Raw genomic sequence first — 21,307 nt, forward strand, 5'->3', positions numbered from 1 at the left:
TCTCGTTTCTTATTTTAGCACTTATTTTAAAGATGACAAGTTTTTATCCGATGAAAGTGACAAGATGATGCTGCTTTTTACCTACATCAAAGCTAGGAAATACGATATAATACAAGAAGAGGAAGGAGGGTTACGATGACATTCGTACAACTTCAAGTAATCAGTTCATATACATTGCTCCAAAGTACAACGAGGCTTTCTGACCTTGTTTATGCTGCTAAAGAACGGGGCTACAAAGCGCTAGCTTTAACTGATCATAATGTTTTGTATGGTCAAGTTGACTTTTACAAATTATGTGAAAAAGCTGGTATCCAGCCTATCATTGGCATTCAATTAGATGTCAAAGGCTTTGTCATGACAGAGAGACGTTTTCCGATGGTCTTGCTGGCTAAGGACTACAAAGGCTATCAACGGTTGATGCAATTATCCACCCTTCGTAGTCAAGAAGATGACCAATTGCTTCAAAATGAAATAGAAAAAGGGTTAAATCATTTAATCGCTATAACTGCAGGAGATAAGAGCGAAGTTGCAGCGCTGTTAGCTGATGGCAATATCCAACAGGCCAAATCGGTTAGTCTTTTTTGGAAGAATTTAGTAACAGAAGGGGACTTTTATTTAGGGGTTCACGCATACAGACAAATGACCCGACTGATTCGACCGCTTCAACAATTGAGTCAAGAAATGACTGTTCCACTCGTCGCCTTAAATGAAGTCTCCTATTTGAATCCAGATGACCAGTTTAGCTGTCAAGTCTTACAAGCCATTTCGAATAATGAACAAATCGATACCCAATCGGTAGAGATGAGCGGAGAACGTTATTTGACAACGGCTGAAGAGGCTTATCACCGCTTTTTAAACATGGATTTAAAAGAAGCGGCAGATGAAACGGAACGAATTGCCAGTAAGATTAATATCCAAATCCCACTAAATCAATCCTTATTACCTAAGTATCCGGTCCCAAAAGGTGTATCAAGTTCTGATTATCTGAAACGACTCTGCATGGAAGGATTAGAAGCACGGGTAGCCGAGCCAGACAGTCGTTACCAAGAGCGACTCCTTTATGAGTTAGAAGTCATTCATGAAATGGGCTTTGATGATTATTTTTTAATTGTATGGGATGTGATGGCCTATGCAAGACAAGTCAATATTTTACCTGGCGCTGGTCGTGGATCAGCAGCGGGCTCTCTCGTTGCTTATGTACTCAGCATTACCCATGTTGATCCGATTGCCTTTAATTTATTGTTTGAGCGTTTTTTAAACAGAGAACGCTACAATATGCCTGATATTGATTTAGATTTTCCTGATAACCGTCGTGACGATGTATTGCGTTATGTAAAGAAAAAATACGGCAGTGACCATGTTGCTCAAATTATTACCTTTGGAACATTGGCTGCTAAAATGTCAATTAGAGATACAGCTAGAGTGTTTGGGTTGACTCCTAAAGAAGCAGGCGAGTGGTCGAATGCGATACCTAGTCAATTAGGTATTCGATTAAAGGATGCTTATAAGCAATCTCGAAAATTGCAGCAACTCGTTGAAAAAGACCCTCGTAACCAGCTGTTGTTTGAAACAGCTGTTAAAATTGAAGGCGTACCGAGACATTTTTCGACTCATGCTGCCGGTGTTGTGATTAGTGATCGCCCGCTGGTTGATATTATTCCCTTGCAACTCAGAGAAAATGATCTGTCTCTAACCCAATACCCAATGGGGAATGTAGAAGAAATCGGTTTATTAAAGATGGATTTTTTAGGCTTGAAAAACTTAAGTATATTAGACGAGAGTATTCAGCTAGCGAAAGAAGTTAATGGGTCATCCTTAGACATCTTTGCGATCCCCATCAATGATCCTGAAACAATGGCTTTATTTAGAAGAAGTGACACAAATGGTGTATTTCAGTTTGAATCAGCAGGAATTAAAAACGTGTTGCGTAAATTAGGACCAGAAAACCTAGAAGATTTAGTTGCTGTTAATGCCCTCTATCGTCCAGGTCCAATGGAGCAGATCGATACGTTTATCAGTCGAAAAAAAGGACAGCAGAAGATTGATTATTTGCATCCAGATTTAGAACCTATCTTAGAAGTTACATATGGCATTATGGTTTATCAAGAACAAGTCATGCAAGTTGCCTCTACCTTGGCTGGTTTCACACTGGGAGAAGCAGATATTTTAAGACGAGCGATTGGTAAAAAAGAAAAAGCGATTCTAGATAGAGAAAAGAAACATTTTGTAGACGGTGCAGTCTCTAAAGGCTATCCTTATCAAACTGCAGAGGAAATCTACCACTACATTGAACGTTTTGCTAATTATGGCTTCAACCGCTCGCATTCAGTGGCTTATTCCTACATAGCCTATCAAATGGCTTATATGAAAACACACTACCCGGCTGCTTTTTTTGCAGCATTATTAAATTCAGCAAACCCACATTCAGATAAGATGAATAGCTACTTATTAGACGTTATTAAACGCGCGATTAAGCTGACTTATCCTGATATTAATAAAAGTGATTGGCATTACACGGTTGATGGCGACACCATTCGAATGGGTCTAAGTGCGATTAAGAGCTTGAGAAGGGATTTTATCAGTCATATTATTTATGAGCGCCAGCAACACGGACCCTACCAAGATTTTATTCAGTTTTTAAGACGATTACCTGAAAAGTGGTTAAAGGACGATCTGATTGAGGCACTCATTTATAGTGGCGTCTTTGATTCCTTTGGTCATACAAGAGCAAGCTTACTAGCTTCTTTACCGGGAATGCTGTCAAGTATTGCTTATAGTGGTAATAATATTGATTTAATCCAAGTGTTAGAACCGCGCTATGTTGAGAAGGAAGAAAAAACAGAAGAGGAACTAGCGCAATATGAAGAGCAATATTTGGGTTACTCGCTCATGCCGCATCCTATTGAGGCTTACGCCTCTCTATATAAGGACGATAACCGTGCTTATATAGCGGAGTTGACTGAAGGGAAGGCGGTTCGAACGATGGGATTAATTCGTGAGGTGAAACGAATTAAAACTAAAAAGGGTGATCCAATGGCCTTCGTTACTCTGACTGACACAACCGGACAACTCAGTCTCACTTTGTTTCCGGAGCAATATGTTCGCTTTATTCGGTTGTTAAAAGAAGGCACGCTTGTTGTTGTTGGAGGAAAGTATGAATCTAAACGATCCGATAATCAATCGTCTCTGATTGTTCAGAATATGGAGGAGTTGACACATTATATTGCTCAACAGCCAAAAAAGAAGAAGCGTTGCTTCATTCTGTTATCTGATGCTATTTATTACGACCAACAATTTCAAGAAATTAGACAATTATTAAAGGATTACCCAGGTGATTGCCAAGTGGTTATTGTAGACAAGGTTAATAGTCGCAATATTTTGTTAGACGAATCTTACAATATTGATGATGAGTCGGATGTTATTGGAAAACTTGTCACAATTATGGGTGAAGACCGTGTGGTATTACAATAGACAAGGATATTGACTTCTTTAGTGGTACCGATAACAAGATTTTTAAGAAAAGCAAATACAAGTGAGACTTTTAATGAAAACAATGGTAAGATAATAAGGGAATATTAAAAAAAGTTTTTCTCAATTTTTGATGGGGTGAATGAATTGAAACGAATTGCAGTTTTAACAAGTGGTGGAGATGCACCAGGAATGAACGCTGCCATTAGAGCAGTTGTCAGAAAAGGGATTTATGATGGATTGGAAGTATACGGTATTAACTATGGTTATGCTGGTATGGTTGCTGGAGATATTCGCCAGTTAACAGTTGATGATGTTGGGGACACTATCAGCCGTGGTGGTACTGTTTTATATTCAGCACGTTATCCAGAGTTTGCTAATATCGAAGGACAACAAAAAGGTATTGAGCAACTTAAAAAATTTGGTATTGATGGCTTAATCGTTATCGGCGGAGATGGGTCTTACCGTGGTGGTGCTGCTTTAACTAAATTAGGTTTTCCAACTATTGGAATCCCAGGTACGATTGACAATGATATTGCTGGAACAGACTACACACTAGGATTTGATACTGCTATTAATACTGTTCTAGATTCTGTTGATAAAATCAGAGATACTGCAACAAGTCATGTTCGCACGTTTATTATTGAAGTAATGGGACGTAATGCAGGCGATATCGCTTTATGGACTGGTATCGGTAGTGGTGCAGAAAGTATCGTTATCCCTGAAGTCGAATTCAATATGGATGAAATTGTTAACGAAATCGAAGAAGGAAGACGTCGTGGTAAGAAACACACGATTATTCTTTTGGCTGAAGGCGTTATGAACGGGAATGCTTTTGCTGCTGAACTTGAAAAACATAAAAACTATCATACACGTGTAACTGTTTTAGGACACGTTCAAAGAGGGGGCTCTCCTTCTGCTCGAGATCGAGTTTTAGGTAGTTTGTTCGGCTATAATGCGGTACAATTATTAGAGGAAGGTAAAGGTGGAATCTGTGTCGGTATTCGAGGTACAGAGATTGTATTCAATGATATTATTGAAACACTAGAAACCAAGCGTCACGTTCCGTACCTTTCGTTATATCAAATCAATAAGGAAATTTCATTCTAATTTTCTTAATTTTATTAAATACAGAAGAGGAGATTTATACATGAAGAAAACAAAGATTGTATGTACGATCGGACCAGCTAGTGAATCGGTTGAGACACTAGTTCAATTAATTGAAGCGGGGATGAACGTATGTCGCCTTAACTTCTCACATGGTGACCACGATGAGCATTTAGCTCGTATTAAAAACATTCGTGAAGCATCAAAAATTACAGGGAAAATGGTTGCTATTCTTTTAGATACAAAAGGACCAGAAATCCGTACTCATAACATGAAAGATGGTATTGTATCACTTGTAAGTGGTGAAACAGTTCGTATTTCAATGACAGAAGTTGAAGGAACAAAAGAGAAATTCTCAATTTCTTATGAAGGTTTAATCAATGACGTTGTTGTTGGAAACCATATCCTTTTAGATGACGGTTTAGTTGACTTAGAAGTAACAGATCTTGATACTGCAAATGGTGAGATTGTTACAGTTGTTAAAAACTCAGGAATCCTAAAAAATAAAAAAGGTGTTAACGTACCTGGTGTTTCTACAAACCTACCTGGTATCACTGATAAAGATGCGGCTGACATTATCTTCGGTATCGAACACGATGTTGACTATATTGCTGCTTCATTTGTACGTCGTGCAAGCGATGTTCTTGCAATTTCTGAAATTTTAGAAAAACATGACGCAACTAACATTCAAATTATTCCTAAGATTGAAAACCAAGAAGGTATCGATAATATCGACGAAATCTTGAAAGTTTCTCATGGTTTAATGGTTGCACGTGGAGACTTAGGTGTTGAAATCCCAACAGAAGAAGTTCCTATTGCACAAAAAATGTTGATTGAAAAATGTAACCGTCTAGGCAAACCAGTTATTACAGCAACTCAAATGCTAGACTCAATGCAACGCAACCCACGTCCAACACGTGCGGAAGCTGGAGACGTTGCTAACGCAATCTTCGATGGAACAGATGCAGTTATGCTTTCTGGTGAAACAGCTGCAGGGGACTACCCAGTAGAAGCTGTAACAACAATGGCAACAATCGCAATTCGTGCTGAAGAAGCTCGCGTTGGTCAAGATGCCTTTGCATTGAAAGCTTACTCAAAAACAGATATGGCTGAAGCAATCGGCCAATCAGTAGGACACACTGCTAAAAACTTAAACATCGAAACAATCGTTGCGGCGACTGAATCAGGACATACAGCACGTATGATTTCTAAATACCGTCCTAAAGCACACATTGTTGCGGTAACATTCTCAGAAAGCCAAGCACGTAAATTGGCTTTATCTTATGGTGTTTACCCATATGTTTCTAAAAAACCATCTACAACAGATGAAATGATGGACTTAGCAGCAATCGTTGCTAAAAACAATGGCTACGCTAAAGAAGGCGACCTAATCATCATTACTGCTGGTGTACCAGTTGGTGAACGTGGAACAACAAACTTGATGAAGATCCAATTAATTGGTTCGAAATTGCAAAATGGCCAAGGGATTGGCGAAGAAGCAGTTGTTGGTAGAGCAGTTGTTGCAACTTCAGCAGAAGAAGCAATTAAAAATGCTACAGAAGACTGTGTATTAGTTGTGAAATCAACTGACAAAGACTATATGCCAGCTATTGAAAAAGCAAGCGCACTTGTTGTTGAAGCAGGTGGATTAACAAGCCATGCAGCAGTCGTAGGAATCGCTCAAGGTATTCCTGTTGTTGTAGGTGCTGAAAACATTACATCATTAGTTGAAAATGGTGAAGTGATTACAGTTGATTCTCGTCGTGGTATTATCTACCGTGGCGCAACAACAGCAATTTAATTATTAAAGCAAAAAGGAAAACATTTCGATGTTTTCCTTTTTTTGTTTATATCTTGCGTTTTCTTAGTATTTTCTCATCGGTTATTTGGTATAAACTAGTTCAACTATGATAAAATGAAAAGAGATATAGAGATAGGATGGAGAAGACTATGAATAATGAATTAGGAACTGTCATAACGGCGATGGTAACAGATCAAAATGAGAAATCATACTTTGTTCAAAAGAATGGTATTACTTATGGACTAGATAAAAAAGAAGTCGAATCTGAATTGTCAATTGGTGATATGGTTAAAGGTTTTGTTTATGAAAATATGAATAAGCAATTAAAAATAACGACTCAAATCCCTAAGGTTAGAATTGGCCATTACGGATGGGGTGTTGTAACGGATGTGAGACGTGATTTAGGTGTATTCGTTGATATTGGTTTAGAAGACAAGGATATTGTTGTTTCTTTAGACAACATGCCTGAATTGAAGAGTCTATGGCCTAAAAAAGGAGATCGCTTGATGATCTCTTTGAGAATTGATTTGAAAGATCGTATTTGGGGAGAACTAGCTGATGAGGATATTTTCCGTTCTATTTCACGTATTCCTTCTCAACAAGACGATTGGAAGAATCAAAATACGACAGCTACGGTTTATCGTTTGAAAATGGTTGGTACATTTGTTTTGACAGATGATTTCCATATCGGCTTTATTCATCCTACAGAACGTGATGCAGAGCCACGTTTAGGCGAACAAGTTGAGGCACGTGTTATTGGTGTTAGTCCACATGGTATGTTGAATTTATCATTGAAGCCTCGCGCCCATGAAGCGCTAGAGGATGATGCGCAAATGATTATGGCTTTACTTGAGAAAAGCCCAACATCATCACTACCTTATACTGATAAGAGCAACCCAGATGATATTCGTGATTATTTTGGTATCAGTAAAGCACAGTTTAAACGTGCACTGGGCCGCTTGATGAAAAACAAATTAATTGTGCAAGAAGACGGTCAAACGAAACTCGTTAAATAAAAACATCTAAGGAGGTGGATGGTTTGCCTGAACAATCACTTGATAGTATTAAAACCGCATTACAAAAAGGTGGGTTTAAATTAACACCACAACGTGAAGCGACGGTAAAAGTTCTTCTTGATAATGATCATTTAAGCGCAGAAGAAATTTTTATGTACTTAAGGCAGACTAATCCCGATATTGGTCTAGCAACAGTATATCGCACCTTAGAAATACTCACGCAATTACAAATTACACATAAGGTTCTTTTCGAAGATGGATTAGCTCGCTATGATATTCGAAAAGAAAGTAATAAGCCATCGCACCTTCACTTACTTTGTACAACTTGTGGTAATATTCAAGAAGTTTACGATGATTTGATCTATGAGTTAGAAAAAGGCATGCAGGAAAAGTACAATTTCCGAGTGGCAGACCACCGTTTGATTTTTCATGGAATTTGTTCTGAGTGTCAAGAAATGCCAGCCCAAATCACCGTTTCAGGCAAAAAAGGTCGCAAGTAAATGGAAGATGTGATGACGGAGTACCTGCACCATTTGCGAATTGAACAGGGCTTAGCAACAAATAGTATTCAAAGCTACCGAAGAGATTTGATGAAATATCACCGTTTCCTTGTTGAACACAAGCTCCATTCTTTTTCTGAAGTGAAAAAAACAGATATCTTTCTATTCCTAGAGCAGTTAAATCAAGAACAACTGGCCTCTTCGTCGATTAGTCGGATGATTTCGTGTTTAAGAAAGTTTCATCACTATTTGCTAATTGAATCAAAAGCCTCTCATAACCCAATGGAAGAAATCAAATTGCCAAAGAAAAAACAGAGTTTGCCAAAATCATTAACAGTTGATGAGGTAGACCGAATTTTATCAACGCCAGATACAACAACGGTTCTCGGAGTAAGGGACCGTGCCATTTTAGAAGTTATGTATGCGACAGGTTTAAGGGTCAGTGAATTGGTTCATTTAACGCTGTCTGAACTTCATTTAGAAATGGGATTTATTCAAACAGTAGGTAAGGGAGACAAAGAGCGTGTTGTCCCTCTAGGTGAAGAAGCTATTTATTGGGTTGAAGAATATTTAGCCTTTAGCCGAACATCTCTTAGTAAAGGCAGAAAAGAAAGTCCGTATTTGTTTTTAAACTTCCATGGACAGGGATTCAGCAGACAAGGAATTTGGAAAAATCTAAATAAGATTGTATTAGAGGCGGGTATTCATAAAAAAATATCGCCACATATGTTGCGACATTCGTTTGCGACCCATATTTTGGAGAACGGTGCAGATTTAAGAGTCGTTCAAGAATTGCTGGGGCATTCTGATATTTCAACAACACAAATATATACACATATTACAAAAGAACGCATGGTTGAGTCTTATCGCAAGCACCATCCACGTGCGTGATACTAGGAGGTAAATGATGAAAAAGTATAATCGTATTCACGTTGTAGTAATGGATTCAGTTGGTATTGGAGAGGCAGCAGATGCTGATCAATTTGGTGATGTAGGATCAGATACACTCGGCCACATTGCTGAAACAGCAGGATTAAATCTCCCTAATATGGAGAAAATGGGATTGGGTAATATCCGTGACATCGAACAAATTAAAAAAGAAGCAAATCCAATCGGCTACCATACAAAATTAGAAGAAATATCTGTTGGTAAAGATACAATGACGGGACATTGGGAATTGATGGGGTTGAACATTACAACACCATTCCGTGTTTTTGAAAATGGTTTTCCAGAAGATTTAATTAACAAAATAGAAACCTTTTCAAATCGTAAAATAATTGGTAACAAGCCAGCAAGTGGAACAGAAATTTTAGACGAATACGGCGAACATCAAATGAAAACGGGGGACTTAATCGTTTATACATCTGCAGATTCTGTTTTACAGATCGCAGCACATGAAGACATTATTCCGTTAGAAGAGTTATACGCAATTTGTGAGTATGCACGTAAAATCACCTTAGAAGATCCGTATATGATTGGTCGTATTATTGCACGTCCTTACTTAGGAGAACCAGGAAACTTTAACCGTACAAGTAACCGTCATGACTATGCTTTGAGCCCATTTGGTAAAACTACATTGGATCATTTGAAAGAAGCTGATTACGATGTTATCTCTATTGGTAAGATTAGCGATATCTTCAATGAACAAGGGATTACAGATTCTATTCGTACTGTCAGCAATATGGATGGTGTAGACAAGCTAGTTGACGTTCTGAAACGTGATTTTACGGGGATGAGTTTCTTGAATTTGGTTGACTTTGATGCGGTTTACGGTCATCGCCGCAATCCAGAAGGCTATGGACAAGCTCTAGAAGACTTCGACCAACGTATTCCTGAGGTTTTAGAAAACTTGCGAGAAGACGATTTATTGCTCATTACAGCAGATCACGGTAATGATCCTACATTTAGAGGAACAGACCATACGAGAGAATATGTTCCATTGCTTGCTTATAGTAAGTCAATGAAAGATAGCGGTGCTTTAGCACAAGGTTATTTCGCTGATATCGCGTCTACGATTGCTGATAACTTTGGTGTAGAACAAAGTGAACACGGTACGAGCTTCCTCGATAAACTTAACTAATAGAAAGAAGGCAAACAAATGAAACATGAACAATTAATGGAAACAGTTACTTACCTAAAAGAAAAAGGGTTACTAGAACCAGAAATCGGTCTTGTACTTGGATCAGGTTTAGGAGATTTAGCAGACGAAATTGTAAATCCTGTAATCGTTTCTTATTCAGATATTCCACATTTTCCAACATCAACCGTTGCAGGTCATAAAGGCCAATTGGTTTACGGTGAATTAAGTGGTAAGACTGTTGTTGCCATGCAAGGTCGTTTCCATTTTTATGAAGGATATAGCATTCAAGAAGTGACATTGCCGATTCGAGTAATGAAGTTACTAGGTGTGACATCAATTGGTTTAACAAATGCAGCAGGTGGTGTTAACGTTGAATTTACACCGGGCGATTTAATGCTGATTACAGACCACATTAACTTTACGAGCCAAAATCCACTTATCGGCCACAATGATGACGAAATGGGACCACGTTTCCCAGATATGAGTCATACTTATGATCCCGAATACCAAGCTATTATACAAGAGGTAGCTAAAAAAAAGAATGTATCAATCCAAACAGGGGTTTATATGGGCTTTAGCGGACCAACTTATGAAACACCAGCTGAAGTTAGAATGGCGCGTATTTTAGGAGCAGATGCAGTAGGTATGTCAACAGTTCCTGAAGCGATTGTCGCTCGTCATGCAGGCTTACGTGTATTTGGAATTTCATGTATTACCAACTTAGCTGCGGGTATGCAATCAAGCTTAAACCATCAAGAAGTGGTTGATGTTTCTACTCGGGTTAACGAAACCTTTAAAACACTATTAAAAGAAACTTTGAAAGCACTGTAACAGTGCTTTCTCTCTATTCATTTGAGATTCACATTTTCATATGGTAAAGTATCTTTTATATTTTCATTATGTATAATGAAAATGGAACAAAAAATGACAAAGCGATGTCATTGATCACTTTGTCTATGTGCGAGGAGAAAAAAGTGCTTATTTCTTATAATCAAAACTATGAAAAGATTGCTATGGGCTTGCTCTCATATGTGGCGGACTTAAAAAATGTTGATCGCTTGCAGAAAGAAATGGCGACTTACACTCAGGAAGAAGATAAAAAACTGTTTCTTTGGCGCGACACAGATACTGATAATATTGTTGCATTGGTTGGAATTGAATATGCTGAGTCTGTTGTTTTAATTCGTCATCTTTCGGTCAATCCGTCCTTTAGAAATGAAGGTTTAATCTACAAGATGCTTGATAAATTAAACCTTATCTATCCTATTCAAGCGATAAATGGAACACTAGAAACAGCGCCAATTATTGCAAAGTGGGTCCAAAAAAATGCAGAAACGGCGCCAGATTTGGATGATGACATATGAATAATGAGACAAATGAATTAACTATCCAGCTTGAATCGTTTGAAGGACCGTTGGATTTACTCTTACATCTTATTAAAGAGCTTAAAGTTGATATTTTCGATATCCCGATGGTAGAAATTACGAATCAGTATTTTCATTATCTTCAAACCATGCAGGAGTTGCGACTAGATATTGCAGGGGACTATCTTTTAATGGCAGCTACCTTATTAGAAATCAAGAGTCGCATGTTACTTCCTAAAAAAGAAATTGAAATTGAAGATGACTTTTATGAGGAGGGGGAAGATCCTCGTGAGGAACTCATTAATCAACTTCTTGAATATAAACGTATTCAGGAAGCTGCCAAAGTTTTGAAGGAAATGGAAAACGAACGCGGTGACTTCTTTACAAAGTTGCCGGCCGATTTAGATAGTTACCGTCAGTCTATTCCTTTATCACCAGGAGAAGTCTCTTCAGAGGATTTAATTTCAGCTCTTCAAAAAATGTATCAAAAATTATTACGAAAAAAACTCTTAAGTGCCAGATTAAATCAAGAGGAGTCTTCAGTGGATCAAACTATGGTTGATATCCTTGATAAATTTGACCAGTTAAAAAAAGCTAAGCATGCAACGATTCCTTTTACTGATTTTTATGAAGTTGCTACAAGGGCACATATTGTAACAACCTTTTTGGCTATGCTTGAACTAGTAAGGGAAAAGAAAATTTACTTTATTCAAGACGTTACGTATGGCGACATTTTATTGAAACGGTTATGGGAGGAAGCAGACGAAGATGAATAAAGAAGCCGCATTGGAAAGTCTGTTATTTGTATCAGGGGATGAGGGGTTAAGTACCGAAGAAATCATGTCCCTATTGCAAGTAACCCCATTAGAAGCTCATCACTTAATCTCACAGTTGAATGAGAGATATGATTCGCAAGCTGACACTGGATTGACGATTATAGAAACAAGACAACGATTTCAGTTGGCAACCAAGAAAGATTATTCCGAGTTAATTCGCCAATATGCAACATCGCCTTTTTCGTCACATTTATCTCAAGCAGCCCTTGAGACATTGGCCATTGTTGTCTACAAGCAGCCGATTACACGGATTGAAATTGATGAAATACGAGGAGTCCAATCTTCAGGCATGCTTCAGAGGTTGCTAATTAGAGGATTAGTCAAGGAAATTGGTAGAGCTGAAACACCAGGTCGACCTATTATTTATGGAACAACAGATTATTTTATGAATTACTTTGGTTTAAAAGACTTGGATGAATTACCAAGTGCAGAGGCATTGTTTGAGATGCAAGATGAAAGTTTCGATTTATTTAGTCATGATGGTAGTGAACAAATCGAAGCAGTAAGTGATGATGAATAGAACAAGACTAGGTGGATGAGAAATGGAAAGACTACAAAAAGTAATTGCCCATGCGGGGATTGCTTCAAGACGAAAAGCAGAAGAGTTAATTACTCAAGGAAAAGTCGCAGTAAATGGCGAAATCGTTAAAACATTAGGTATAAAAGTATCCTCAAAAGATTTAGTCGAAGTGAATGGTCTGCCTATTTACAAAGAGCATCCGGTTTATTTCTTATTCTATAAACCTAAAAATACCCTATCATCTGTTTCAGATGACCGCGGTAGACCCGTTGTAACAGATTATTTTACTAATATAGTAGAACGGATTTACCCAATCGGCCGATTGGATTTTGATACAACTGGTTTACTTCTTCTAACTAATGATGGGGAATTTGCTAATTTATTGATGCATCCTAAATATACAGTTGATAAAACTTATGTGGCTAAGGTTAGCGCGATTCCGACCAGACAACAGTTAAACCAGCTTGAAAGAGGCATTGTCATTGACGGTAGAAAAACTGCAAAGGCCAAAGCAAGGCTGATTTCAGAAGATCGTAAAAAGAATACGGCTATTGTTGAATTGATCATTCATGAAGGCTGGAACCATCAAGTGAAAAAAATGTTTGATGCGATTAAATGTCCTGTTGTAAAATTAAAAAGAGAAGCATTTTCTTTCCTAACGCTAGATGGTCTGCAACCTGGTATGTATCGCGAGCTAAAAGGGTTTGAAATTGATAAATTAAAAAATTTAGCTAAGGAAACAACGGTTGCTCGTAAACGCTAAAAAAGAAAATAAATAATAGCAGAAAGGGTGGGTTCAGTGGCTAACTCAGAGACTACAATACTAATTGTAGATGATGAAGAGCGTATCAGACGCCTTTTGAAATTATATGTAATGAAGGAAGGGTATGCATCTGCTGAAGCAGAGAACGGTACTCAAGCTTTAAGAATGATGCAAGAAAAAGATTATGATCTTGTCTTACTCGATATTATGCTTCCTGAGTTAGATGGGCTAGAAGTAATCAAGGAAATTCGTAAAATAAAGGAAACACCGATTATGATGATTACTGCTTGTGGTGACGAAGGACAGCGAGTGGAAGGATTTCAAGCGGGTGCAGATGATTACATTGTTAAACCATTTAGTCCGAGAGAAGTTATGTTGCGTATAGCGGCAGTTTTAAAACGGACAAAGGTTGAGGAACCAGAAACATCTGCGATTACTTATCCTGATTTAGAGATTTTCCCAGACTCACGACTTGTTCTTGCTAGTGGGGACCCTCTAACATTGACACCCAAAGAGTTTGATTTACTTCTTTTCTTAGCTGAAAATCCTGAAAAAGTATTTACGAGAGAGATGTTACTGAAAGAAGTTTGGCGCTACGATTATTTTGGCGATTTGCGAACAGTTGATACTCATATCAAGCGTTTGCGTGAAAAGCTACAAAAAAAATCAGCTTACATAGCAAAAATGATCGTTACTGTGTGGGGAACGGGTTATAAGTTTTCTCCTATCGAAACGGATTATCAAAAAGCTAATGAGATTCATAAGCTATGAAAAGGAAAAACCTAACCTTAACAAATATGATGATTTTTTCCGTTGCAGGTATTATTTTGCTTTCGGTTTTAAATTTTCTAGAAATTCGTAATTTAAGAAACTCTCTGGGCCACTCCTTTTTTGAAACAACAGAAGATTCATTAAGAGGGGTTCAAGAATATATACTCTCGGAAGAACGTTTGACTGCCACCCTTGAAACAGAAGAATTGGATATACCAGAAGATATTAGCGTGCTTTTTATCCAGGATGGACAACTTTATGAGTTAAATGGCTCTGAAAAAGCTAAAAATCAGTCAAAGCTTGTCATCGATCATTTTTTGAATAGTGATCGGGCAAGGGAAATTTTTGACAATCAAGAAGGTGTCAGTGAGTTAGTAAAATATAAGAAACACTCTAATCGTAAATATTCTTTTTTTGTATCAGTTAGTTTTATTGAAAACGGCAATATACTAGTCCTATCAAAAAGTGTTGGCGCCTACTATACTTTTATTAACAACAATCAAAAGTTGTTTTTAATTATTTTGCTACTCTTTCTAGCAGTTTTTTCCTATGTTTATCATTTTCAGTACCGGAAAATTCAAAAACCCATTAAAGAAGTAACGGAAGCTGCGTTTCAGTACTCAGAAAATAATTTTGAATCACGTATTTCAGTCAAAACTAATGATGAAATTGGTAATTTAGCTAGCTCAGTCAGCAAACTGGGTAAAGCATTGGAAGCAAGTACCATTATGAATACACAAGAAAAAGAACTGCTACAGCACATTTATGAGTCATTAAATATTGGTGTCATTTTTATTGATGTCGAAAAGACCGTCAAAATGATGAATAGTTTAGGACAACACTATTATGCTTCTTTTATTAAGACCGACCAATTAAATGATGATGGTATTGATGATAGGTTCCATTCTATTATTGAAGACTGCTTTAACAATAAGGCAGGGCAACGAATGGAACTACAAAACAATCAAAAGATTTTTGATATTCGTTTTTCAACCTTGTTATCAGCTAATTCAGATAGTGTTTACGGTATTTTATTACTTATCGAAGATGTCACCTATGCTAAACAGCTAATATCGATGAGAGAAGAATTAATTACAAATGTTTCTCATGATTTTAGAACACCTTTATCAACGATTAAAGGCTATAGCGAGGCAATTCTTGATAATATCGCCGAGAGTGTTGAAGAAAAGAATGAAATGGCAAAAATTATTTATGATGAGGCAACAGAAATGAGCTTGACCATAGATAGCTTGCTAGATCTTTCCAGAATAAAGGCTGGTTATGTCCATTTGAATTATGAAATGGTTCAATTGCATGACTTTTTTGATCGTCTTCATCATCGTTTTAAGGATAAATTGGAGAAAGAGCAGATTGATTTTTCTGTTGAAATTGAAAATAACTTAGAGTATTTATTATGTGATGAAGAAAAAATGCACCATGTTTTTTATAATTTGATTGATAATGCCATCCGCTATTCTGCAGATCCAGAAGCCAGAGATAAACGATTTATTCGTATCCATGTTCATTTGGATGATGTCTTGGACAAGGTATTGATAAAAGTATCTGATAATGGGATTGGTATTACACAAGAGAGTATTCCTTTTATTTTTGAGCGATTTTATAAAGATGATAAGGCCAGGTCAAGACCAAGCAATGGCTCCGGTATTGGACTGTCTCTCGTTCATTCGATTATTTATGAACATAAAGGTCATGTGACAGTTGACAGCGTTCAGGATGAGGGAACGACTTTTATTGTGACACTTCCGTATGCGGAAGAACTCTACGATAACGAAAAAAATACTTCAAATTAAAAATAATGTTTGACTATTTATTCACAATAACGTATAGTGAAACTATAAAAAATAAATAAAATATGAAACGTCTTCAGGGCAGGGTGAAATTCCCGACCGGTGGTTAGAGTCCACGAGCTTTTATCAGTTTTGATAAAAGTTGAACTGGTGAAATTCCAGTACCGACAGTATAGTCTGGATGGAAGAAGATAATGTTTCTTTGATATGCAAGTCATCAAAGGGCCATTTCTACCTTTTTTAGAAGACAGGGTGAAATAGGTCTTTTTTGTTGTCTTAGAAACGGATTCTCTGAGATAGTTTCGCAGGAGGAATTCATATGTTGAAAGGTAACACACATCGTTTAGTTGGTATTTCATTATTTGGTGCATTAGGATTTGTTTTAATGTTTATTGCATTTCCTGTTATACCCGCTTTTTCTTATTTGAAAGTAGATTTTAGTGATTTACCGATCTTACTATCATTTCTATTGTACGGCCCGGTTGGTGGCGTTATGTCGACCTTAATACGGTCCATCTTACATTATATTCAAACTGGCGGGGATATGGGCTATCCGATTGGTGATTTTGCAAGTTTCATTGCAACACTAGCATACTGTTTCCCAGCTTACTGGTTGCTTAAAAAATCGAAGAGTCAAAAAAGTGCGATTGTAGCATTTTTATTGGGAACACTCTCATTAACAGTCGTTCTGTCGATTGCTAATCTGTATATCATTACACCTTTATATTTGAAGATTTTGAACTTTAGCGTCGGGAACATAACAGAATACATTTTAGCAGGTGTTGTACCCTTTAATTTGGTAAAAGGAACGATTATTAGTATTGTTTTCTTAATGGTGCTGCCTAAATTGCGACCTTGGCTTGTTAAACAAAATAAAATGCTGACGGTTAAGTAAAAAATTGCATGACTAATTAGGATAATGAATAACAAAAATGAGGTTGGATTTTTTCCAACCTCATTTTTTATTATTCAAAAGGCGTATTAGAACGAAGAATTGCGCCAGTTGGGCAACTCGTATATGCTTTTTTGAATACGTCTAGTTCATCGTTTTCGACAGCAATAATGCCTTTATTGTCGTCTTTTTTTGTATAAGCGATGCCATCTTGATCGTACTCATATAAATCTGGCGCTATTAATTGGCATAATCCGCAAGCAATACAACTTTCCTTGTTAATTTTGGTATAATGCATAAGAACACAACTTTCTGTATAGAGGTAGGTGCAATTGTGGAACTCACATATTTAGATTATCTGTTTTTAGATATTTTTTCAATGAAAGAGCCTAGAAAAATAAATTCACTTTACCATATTTTATCTGGCAAGCGAACTGTATCCGTCATGTTACAAGCCATCCGTTATCAATTGGCGCCTTACTATGGTTTATTAGGTAAATTGAAACGTGATAGTTTTGAAAATAAGCTTAATTATTTTGAACAAGTTGGCTTATTAACATCAACAACTGACGGTCTTCTATTAACACAAACGGGTCAAAATCTTTGTCAGGATTTTTTCAGAGACCATACTAGAATTATAGAAAGCGGTCAGATGAGACATGCTTTAATTTTACCACAATTTAAAAGTCGTTTTTTATTCTTGATTCAAGTTTCATCAGAATCAGCTCATAAAAATAACCACTACGTGCCTCTGCAATTACGATTAACAGAGCAAAGTTGGCTTAAAAGCTATATTAAAGAACAGCAACTCGAAAAAGATGTACTAGCAAAGAAACTTGGACATGAACTCCTTCGATTGTTGGAAGAGGTTGAAGGACTTCAGGCAGGACTATTCGTTTGCCAATTTGAAGGGAATAAGCTTAGTCGAAAAACAGCAAATCAGCTTTCGTTATTAACTGGTTTAGAAGAAACTGAAATTTTAATGGCTTGGCATCAAGATTGGTTAAGGCTAATGGATGCTGTTTCGCTTAAAGAACACAGCTTCCCACTCATCTTTCACATCTATCAGCAATTATCCTTAGAAGGGCGATTATGTCCGCCAAGTACAAGGGATACATATGTATTATGGATGGCGGGTCATCCATTGGATAGAATTGCTCATATGAGAGACTTAAAAGCTTCAACAATAAATGATCATCTATCAGAAATTGCGATTTTGTATCGTCATTTTCCATTCGATAAAATTTTAACAGCTGAGATGATGACCTTTGTGGCTCAAGCAAACAGTGAGGGTCTAGCTTTGGATCATCAAGCGATTCAAAGCCATTTTCCGAAGATTAGTTTTTTTGAAAATCGTTTGATGCAAATTATGAATGGAGGAGGACTAGTGTGGAAGAACTAAATCTTGAAGTCATCTTAACCGAACGGTTTGGTTTTGACCACTTTAAAACAGGGCAAAAAGAAGCGATTCAAGCATTACTTAAAGGCAAAAATGTTATTTCAGTTCTTCCAACTGGAACAGGGAAATCACTTATCTATCAATTTACTGGCTATATGTTAGACGGGATGGTTCTAATTGTTTCACCTTTATTATCACTCATGGATAATCAAGTTGCTCAGATGCGATTAGCAGGAGAGAAACGAACAGCAGCCCTTAATAGTATGCTATCTCGTCCAGAACGCCACTATATTGAACAACATTTAGGTCAATATAAGTTTTTGTTTGTATCACCAGAAATGTTACAGTCCTCTTATTTTATGTCATTACTGAGTGAAATTAAAATTGGGTTGTTTGTCGTTGATGAGGCGCATTGTATCTCCCAGTGGGGACAAGATTTTAGACCGGATTATTTGTTTTTAGGAGATGTTCGAAGCAAACTCGCTTATCCACGCACCCTTGCGCTAACAGCAACAGCGCCTCGAACGGTGATTAATGATATTCAAGAAACATTACACTTAAAGGATAATGTTATGTTAGACCGAACAGACCCTAATCGCTCGAATATTTTTTATCACATTATGGAAATTCATCCACAAGAGAAGGATGATCAACTTATAAGTTTGCTGGCAGATTATCCGATGCCAGCGGTTATTTACTTTTCTAGTAAAAAGCAAGCTGATAGCGTTAGCCAGTTAATTAGCGAACGAACACAACTTAAGGTGGATACCTATCATGCTGATCGTAGCTCAGAAGACAGGACAACCATCCAGAGGCAGTTTCTGAGTAATAAGTTAGATGTAATTTGTGCGACATCAGCTTTTGGAATGGGAATTAACAAAGAGAACATTCGCAGTATTATTCATTACCACCTACCTAATACCGTAGAAGAATATATTCAGGAGGTTGGTCGAGCGGGGCGAGATGGCAAACAGAGTATGGCTACTTTGTTATATAGCTATACAGATTTGGCCTTTAAATACAGAAAAACGATTGAGACAGACTTAACAAAGGGTGTAGTGGACACCTTGCTTCAAACGAGGGATTCTCAACTAGTTAATCTATCAGATGCTGATCAAGCCATGTTGCAAATTATTCGCTATAAACAGATGACCAGTGACCAAGCTCTTGACTTTGTTGAAAACCGTACACTCATCCGAACAAATCAATTAAAAGCCATGCAGCAGTTTATTGAAGCGAAGCAGTGTCGAAGGGATATTATTTCGCGTTATTTTGAACACGATACCCAAGAGAAACCAAAGTGGTGCTGTTCGCATTGTCAGCCGGATAACCAGCTTTTATTACAGGAAATGTCTAGTCAGAGTGTTTTAGTTGGTCAGCAAGAAGAAACATTAACAAATTGGAAAGAATTGATTAAAGAACTGTTTGATTTAAAAAAATAACTTTTTTCGTAGATTAAATGTGCTACAATAAGGTCGATGAAGTTTTAGGAGGAAAGTGGATGAGTAAGAAAAATAAAAATCAAGAAGAGCCTTGGTCTAGACGCTTTGGAGAAGACGAGAGTAACAATACCCGTCAATATTCACGTTCTGCCAGAAAGTATAAGAAACAAGAAATAGCGCCTTTATATAAGGTTATTCTATTTGTCTTTCTCGCTTTACTTGTCATCCCGTTTGCAACTTATGCATGGAGTGAAAAAACTAAAAAAGATCCTGAACCACAGACTGCTGAACAAGTAATGGTTAAAAAACCACAATCAGCTCAGTCGTCATCAGGAAGTCAGGTTTCCTCAGAAGAGGAATCTAGTGAAGAATCGGTATCCTCATCTGAGTCAGTAGACGAACAATCATCTGAATCTCGTCCAATTGAATCAGAAGAAAAACCAGAAAGTTCAACTCCTTCATCAGAAGCAACACCACCAGTTGAATCAACACCAGTGGAAGAAGAACCTAATGACGGTGTTTATTCAAATACATATACGATTAAAGCTGGCGATAATTTATATCGTATTGCGGTTAATCATGGTATGACTTTGGATGAATTAAAAGAAGCAAATGGCTTAACGAGCGAAGTAGCAGAAATTGGCGTCGTTTTAAAAGTTAAATAATAGAAATTCCCTTAGGTCTGCGTTTAACGCAGACCTTGGTTTTTGAGTAACTATATCACTATTTGGAGGAAAACCTTGGAAAATTTCAGTATTGCAATTGATGGACCGGCATCTGCCGGTAAAAGTACCATCGCTAAAAAAGTAGCTAGTCATCTTGGCTTTATCTACCTCGATACAGGAGCAATGTATCGTTCGTTGACTTATGCAGCATTAAAAGCTGAGTTAGTATTAGAGGACGAAGCGGCATTAGTCTCTCTATTAAATACAATTGAGATTACTTTCTCATATGAGGGAGACCAACAAAAAGTCTTTGTTAACGGAGAAGATGTTACTGACCGAATTAGAGAAAAAGATGTCACTCAAAATGTGAGCTTAGTTTCTTCTCATGAAAAGGTAAGAGCGGAAATGGTTGCACGCCAGCAACACATTGCTGAAACAGGAGAAATTGTGATGGATGGTCGTGACATCGGAACGGTTGTTTTACCAGCAGCTGATTTGAAGGTTTTCCTGATCGCATCTGCAGAAGAACGTGCACTAAGACGTTATAAAGAGTCAATTGACAAAGGCATGTCAGTTTCCTTAGAACAATTAACGAAAGAGCTGATCGAACGCGATCATTATGATTCAAATCGTACAGCCTCACCTTTGAAAAAGGCTGAAGATGCAGTTGAATTGGATTCAACTCACCTGACAATTGAACAAGTTGTTGAAGAAGTTCTTAGATTGGCTAAAGAAAGATTAAAAAACTAAAATAATCCTGCTAAAGACGGTTCTAAATTCGACATTACTGGACGATATATAAAGAAAATGTTAAAATGATTCTATATGGTTATACGTTTTCAACTGTTTGTCTGTTTGGAATTTTGGGCGGATAA

At 37.3% G+C, this 21,307-nt stretch carries 20 protein-coding genes and 1 riboswitch; of the genes, 19 read left to right on the forward strand and 1 reads right to left on the reverse strand.

All coding sequences use genetic code 11. The annotated features are described in order from the left end of the window. Positions 1–135 precede the first annotated feature (135 nt). From dnaE to G7057_RS10420, 15 genes are all read left to right on the forward strand, one after another. A complete protein-coding gene (gene dnaE, locus G7057_RS10350; RefSeq protein WP_166163515.1) occupies positions 136–3,471 on the forward strand; it encodes a DNA polymerase III subunit alpha in 3,336 nt (1,111 codons plus the stop codon). Between the two features lie 144 nt (positions 3,472–3,615). Further along, positions 3,616–4,578 carry a 6-phosphofructokinase gene (pfkA, locus tag G7057_RS10355; RefSeq protein ID WP_166163517.1) on the forward strand — a complete coding sequence of 321 codons (963 nt, stop codon included), beginning with the start codon at positions 3,616–3,618 and terminating at the stop codon, positions 4,576–4,578. Positions 4,579–4,618: 40 nt separating this feature from the next. After that, on the forward strand, positions 4,619–6,376 hold the full coding sequence (gene pyk / locus G7057_RS10360) for a pyruvate kinase (RefSeq protein ID WP_166163519.1): 1,758 nt from the start codon (positions 4,619–4,621) through the stop codon (positions 6,374–6,376). 149 nt (positions 6,377–6,525) lie between these two features. Beyond that, positions 6,526–7,392 (forward strand): CvfB family protein, encoded by an 867-nt coding sequence (locus tag G7057_RS10365; RefSeq protein ID WP_166163521.1) that lies wholly within the window; start codon positions 6,526–6,528, stop codon positions 7,390–7,392. Between the two features lie 23 nt (positions 7,393–7,415). Beyond that, positions 7,416–7,892, forward strand: coding sequence for a Fur family transcriptional regulator (locus tag G7057_RS10370; RefSeq protein WP_166163523.1), 477 nt, complete (start codon positions 7,416–7,418; stop codon positions 7,890–7,892). After that, positions 7,893–8,783 (forward strand): site-specific tyrosine recombinase XerD, encoded by an 891-nt coding sequence (gene xerD / locus G7057_RS10375; protein ID WP_166163525.1) that lies wholly within the window; start codon positions 7,893–7,895, stop codon positions 8,781–8,783. A gap of 16 nt (positions 8,784–8,799) precedes the next feature. Next, positions 8,800–9,972 carry a phosphopentomutase gene (deoB, locus tag G7057_RS10380; RefSeq protein ID WP_166163527.1) on the forward strand — a complete coding sequence of 391 codons (1,173 nt, stop codon included), beginning with the start codon at positions 8,800–8,802 and terminating at the stop codon, positions 9,970–9,972. An 18-nt stretch (positions 9,973–9,990) separates the two neighbouring features. Next, complete coding sequence (locus G7057_RS10385) at positions 9,991–10,803, forward strand: purine-nucleoside phosphorylase (RefSeq protein WP_166163529.1); 813 nt, start codon at positions 9,991–9,993, stop codon at positions 10,801–10,803. A gap of 143 nt (positions 10,804–10,946) precedes the next feature. Next, the gene (locus G7057_RS10390; RefSeq protein ID WP_166163531.1) at positions 10,947–11,336 is read left to right on the forward strand and encodes an N-acetyltransferase; all 390 of its coding nucleotides are present in this window, start codon (positions 10,947–10,949) and stop codon (positions 11,334–11,336) included. After that, positions 11,333–12,112 carry a segregation/condensation protein A gene (locus tag G7057_RS10395; protein ID WP_166163533.1) on the forward strand — a complete coding sequence of 260 codons (780 nt, stop codon included), beginning with the start codon at positions 11,333–11,335 and terminating at the stop codon, positions 12,110–12,112. The genes G7057_RS10390 and G7057_RS10395 overlap by 4 nt, the downstream gene beginning before the upstream one ends. Continuing rightward, positions 12,105–12,692 carry an SMC-Scp complex subunit ScpB gene (scpB, locus tag G7057_RS10400; RefSeq protein WP_166163535.1) on the forward strand — a complete coding sequence of 196 codons (588 nt, stop codon included), beginning with the start codon at positions 12,105–12,107 and terminating at the stop codon, positions 12,690–12,692. Before G7057_RS10395 ends, scpB begins: the two co-directional genes overlap by 8 nt. Positions 12,693–12,714: 22 nt before the next feature. Beyond that, complete coding sequence (locus tag G7057_RS10405; protein ID WP_166163537.1) at positions 12,715–13,455, forward strand: pseudouridine synthase; 741 nt, start codon at positions 12,715–12,717, stop codon at positions 13,453–13,455. 36 nt (positions 13,456–13,491) lie between these two features. Further along, entirely contained in the window at positions 13,492–14,226 is a 735-nt protein-coding gene (locus G7057_RS10410) for a response regulator transcription factor (RefSeq protein WP_166163539.1), read from the forward strand. Continuing rightward, positions 14,223–16,037 (forward strand): ATP-binding protein, encoded by a 1,815-nt coding sequence (locus G7057_RS10415; protein ID WP_166163541.1) that lies wholly within the window; start codon positions 14,223–14,225, stop codon positions 16,035–16,037. The genes G7057_RS10410 and G7057_RS10415 overlap by 4 nt, the downstream gene beginning before the upstream one ends. A gap of 65 nt (positions 16,038–16,102) precedes the next feature. After that, a riboswitch (FMN riboswitch) is annotated at positions 16,103–16,231 on the forward strand. A gap of 122 nt (positions 16,232–16,353) precedes the next feature. After that, positions 16,354–16,929, forward strand: a complete 576-nt coding sequence (locus G7057_RS10420; protein ID WP_166163543.1) for an ECF transporter S component — start codon at positions 16,354–16,356, stop codon at positions 16,927–16,929. Between the two features lie 70 nt (positions 16,930–16,999). On the opposite strand, the gene G7057_RS10425 is transcribed toward G7057_RS10420, so the two are convergent. After that, a complete protein-coding gene (locus tag G7057_RS10425) occupies positions 17,000–17,224 on the reverse strand; it encodes a ferredoxin (protein WP_166163545.1) in 225 nt (74 codons plus the stop codon). Positions 17,225–17,260: 36 nt separating this feature from the next. On the opposite strand from G7057_RS10425, the gene G7057_RS10430 reads away from it, so the two are divergent. The 4 genes from G7057_RS10430 to cmk all read left to right on the forward strand — a co-directional run bounded on the left by G7057_RS10430 (position 17,261) and on the right by cmk (position 21,182). Continuing rightward, entirely contained in the window at positions 17,261–18,328 is a 1,068-nt protein-coding gene (locus G7057_RS10430; RefSeq protein ID WP_166163547.1) for a helix-turn-helix domain-containing protein, read from the forward strand. After that, positions 18,316–19,767 (forward strand): RecQ family ATP-dependent DNA helicase, encoded by a 1,452-nt coding sequence (locus G7057_RS10435; RefSeq protein WP_166163549.1) that lies wholly within the window; start codon positions 18,316–18,318, stop codon positions 19,765–19,767. The genes G7057_RS10430 and G7057_RS10435 overlap by 13 nt, the downstream gene beginning before the upstream one ends. A 59-nt stretch (positions 19,768–19,826) precedes the next feature. Then, the gene (locus tag G7057_RS10440; RefSeq protein WP_166163551.1) at positions 19,827–20,432 is read left to right on the forward strand and encodes a LysM peptidoglycan-binding domain-containing protein; all 606 of its coding nucleotides are present in this window, start codon (positions 19,827–19,829) and stop codon (positions 20,430–20,432) included. Positions 20,433–20,507: 75 nt separating this feature from the next. Further along, positions 20,508–21,182 carry a (d)CMP kinase gene (gene cmk, locus G7057_RS10445; protein ID WP_166163553.1) on the forward strand — a complete coding sequence of 225 codons (675 nt, stop codon included), beginning with the start codon at positions 20,508–20,510 and terminating at the stop codon, positions 21,180–21,182. The last annotated feature ends 125 nt before the right edge of the window (positions 21,183–21,307 follow it).

It is taken from the genome of Jeotgalibaca arthritidis, assembly GCF_011100465.1.
GTDB classification, from domain to species: domain Bacteria; phylum Bacillota; class Bacilli; order Lactobacillales; family Aerococcaceae; genus Jeotgalibaca; species Jeotgalibaca arthritidis.

What these genes read in the sequence shown, in the direction of transcription:
- dnaE (WP_166163515.1), top strand. Translation starts at nt 136, where the DNA reads ATGACATTCGTACAACTTCAAGTAATCAGTTCATATACATTGCTCCAA.
- deoB (WP_166163527.1), top strand. Translation starts at nt 8,800, where the DNA reads ATGAAAAAGTATAATCGTATTCACGTTGTAGTAATGGATTCAGTTGGT.
- G7057_RS10405 (WP_166163537.1), top strand. Translation starts at nt 12,715, where the DNA reads ATGGAAAGACTACAAAAAGTAATTGCCCATGCGGGGATTGCTTCAAGA.
- G7057_RS10425 (WP_166163545.1), bottom strand. Translation starts at nt 17,224, where the DNA reads ATGCATTATACCAAAATTAACAAGGAAAGTTGTATTGCTTGCGGATTA.
- G7057_RS10415 (WP_166163541.1), top strand. Translation starts at nt 14,223, where the DNA reads ATGAAAAGGAAAAACCTAACCTTAACAAATATGATGATTTTTTCCGTT.
- G7057_RS10385 (WP_166163529.1), top strand. Translation starts at nt 9,991, where the DNA reads ATGAAACATGAACAATTAATGGAAACAGTTACTTACCTAAAAGAAAAA.
- G7057_RS10440 (WP_166163551.1), top strand. Translation starts at nt 19,827, where the DNA reads ATGAGTAAGAAAAATAAAAATCAAGAAGAGCCTTGGTCTAGACGCTTT.
- xerD (WP_166163525.1), top strand. Translation starts at nt 7,893, where the DNA reads ATGGAAGATGTGATGACGGAGTACCTGCACCATTTGCGAATTGAACAG.
- G7057_RS10420 (WP_166163543.1), top strand. Translation starts at nt 16,354, where the DNA reads ATGTTGAAAGGTAACACACATCGTTTAGTTGGTATTTCATTATTTGGT.
- pyk (WP_166163519.1), top strand. Translation starts at nt 4,619, where the DNA reads ATGAAGAAAACAAAGATTGTATGTACGATCGGACCAGCTAGTGAATCG.
- scpB (WP_166163535.1), top strand. Translation starts at nt 12,105, where the DNA reads ATGAATAAAGAAGCCGCATTGGAAAGTCTGTTATTTGTATCAGGGGAT.
- G7057_RS10395 (WP_166163533.1), top strand. Translation starts at nt 11,333, where the DNA reads ATGAATAATGAGACAAATGAATTAACTATCCAGCTTGAATCGTTTGAA.
- G7057_RS10365 (WP_166163521.1), top strand. Translation starts at nt 6,526, where the DNA reads ATGAATAATGAATTAGGAACTGTCATAACGGCGATGGTAACAGATCAA.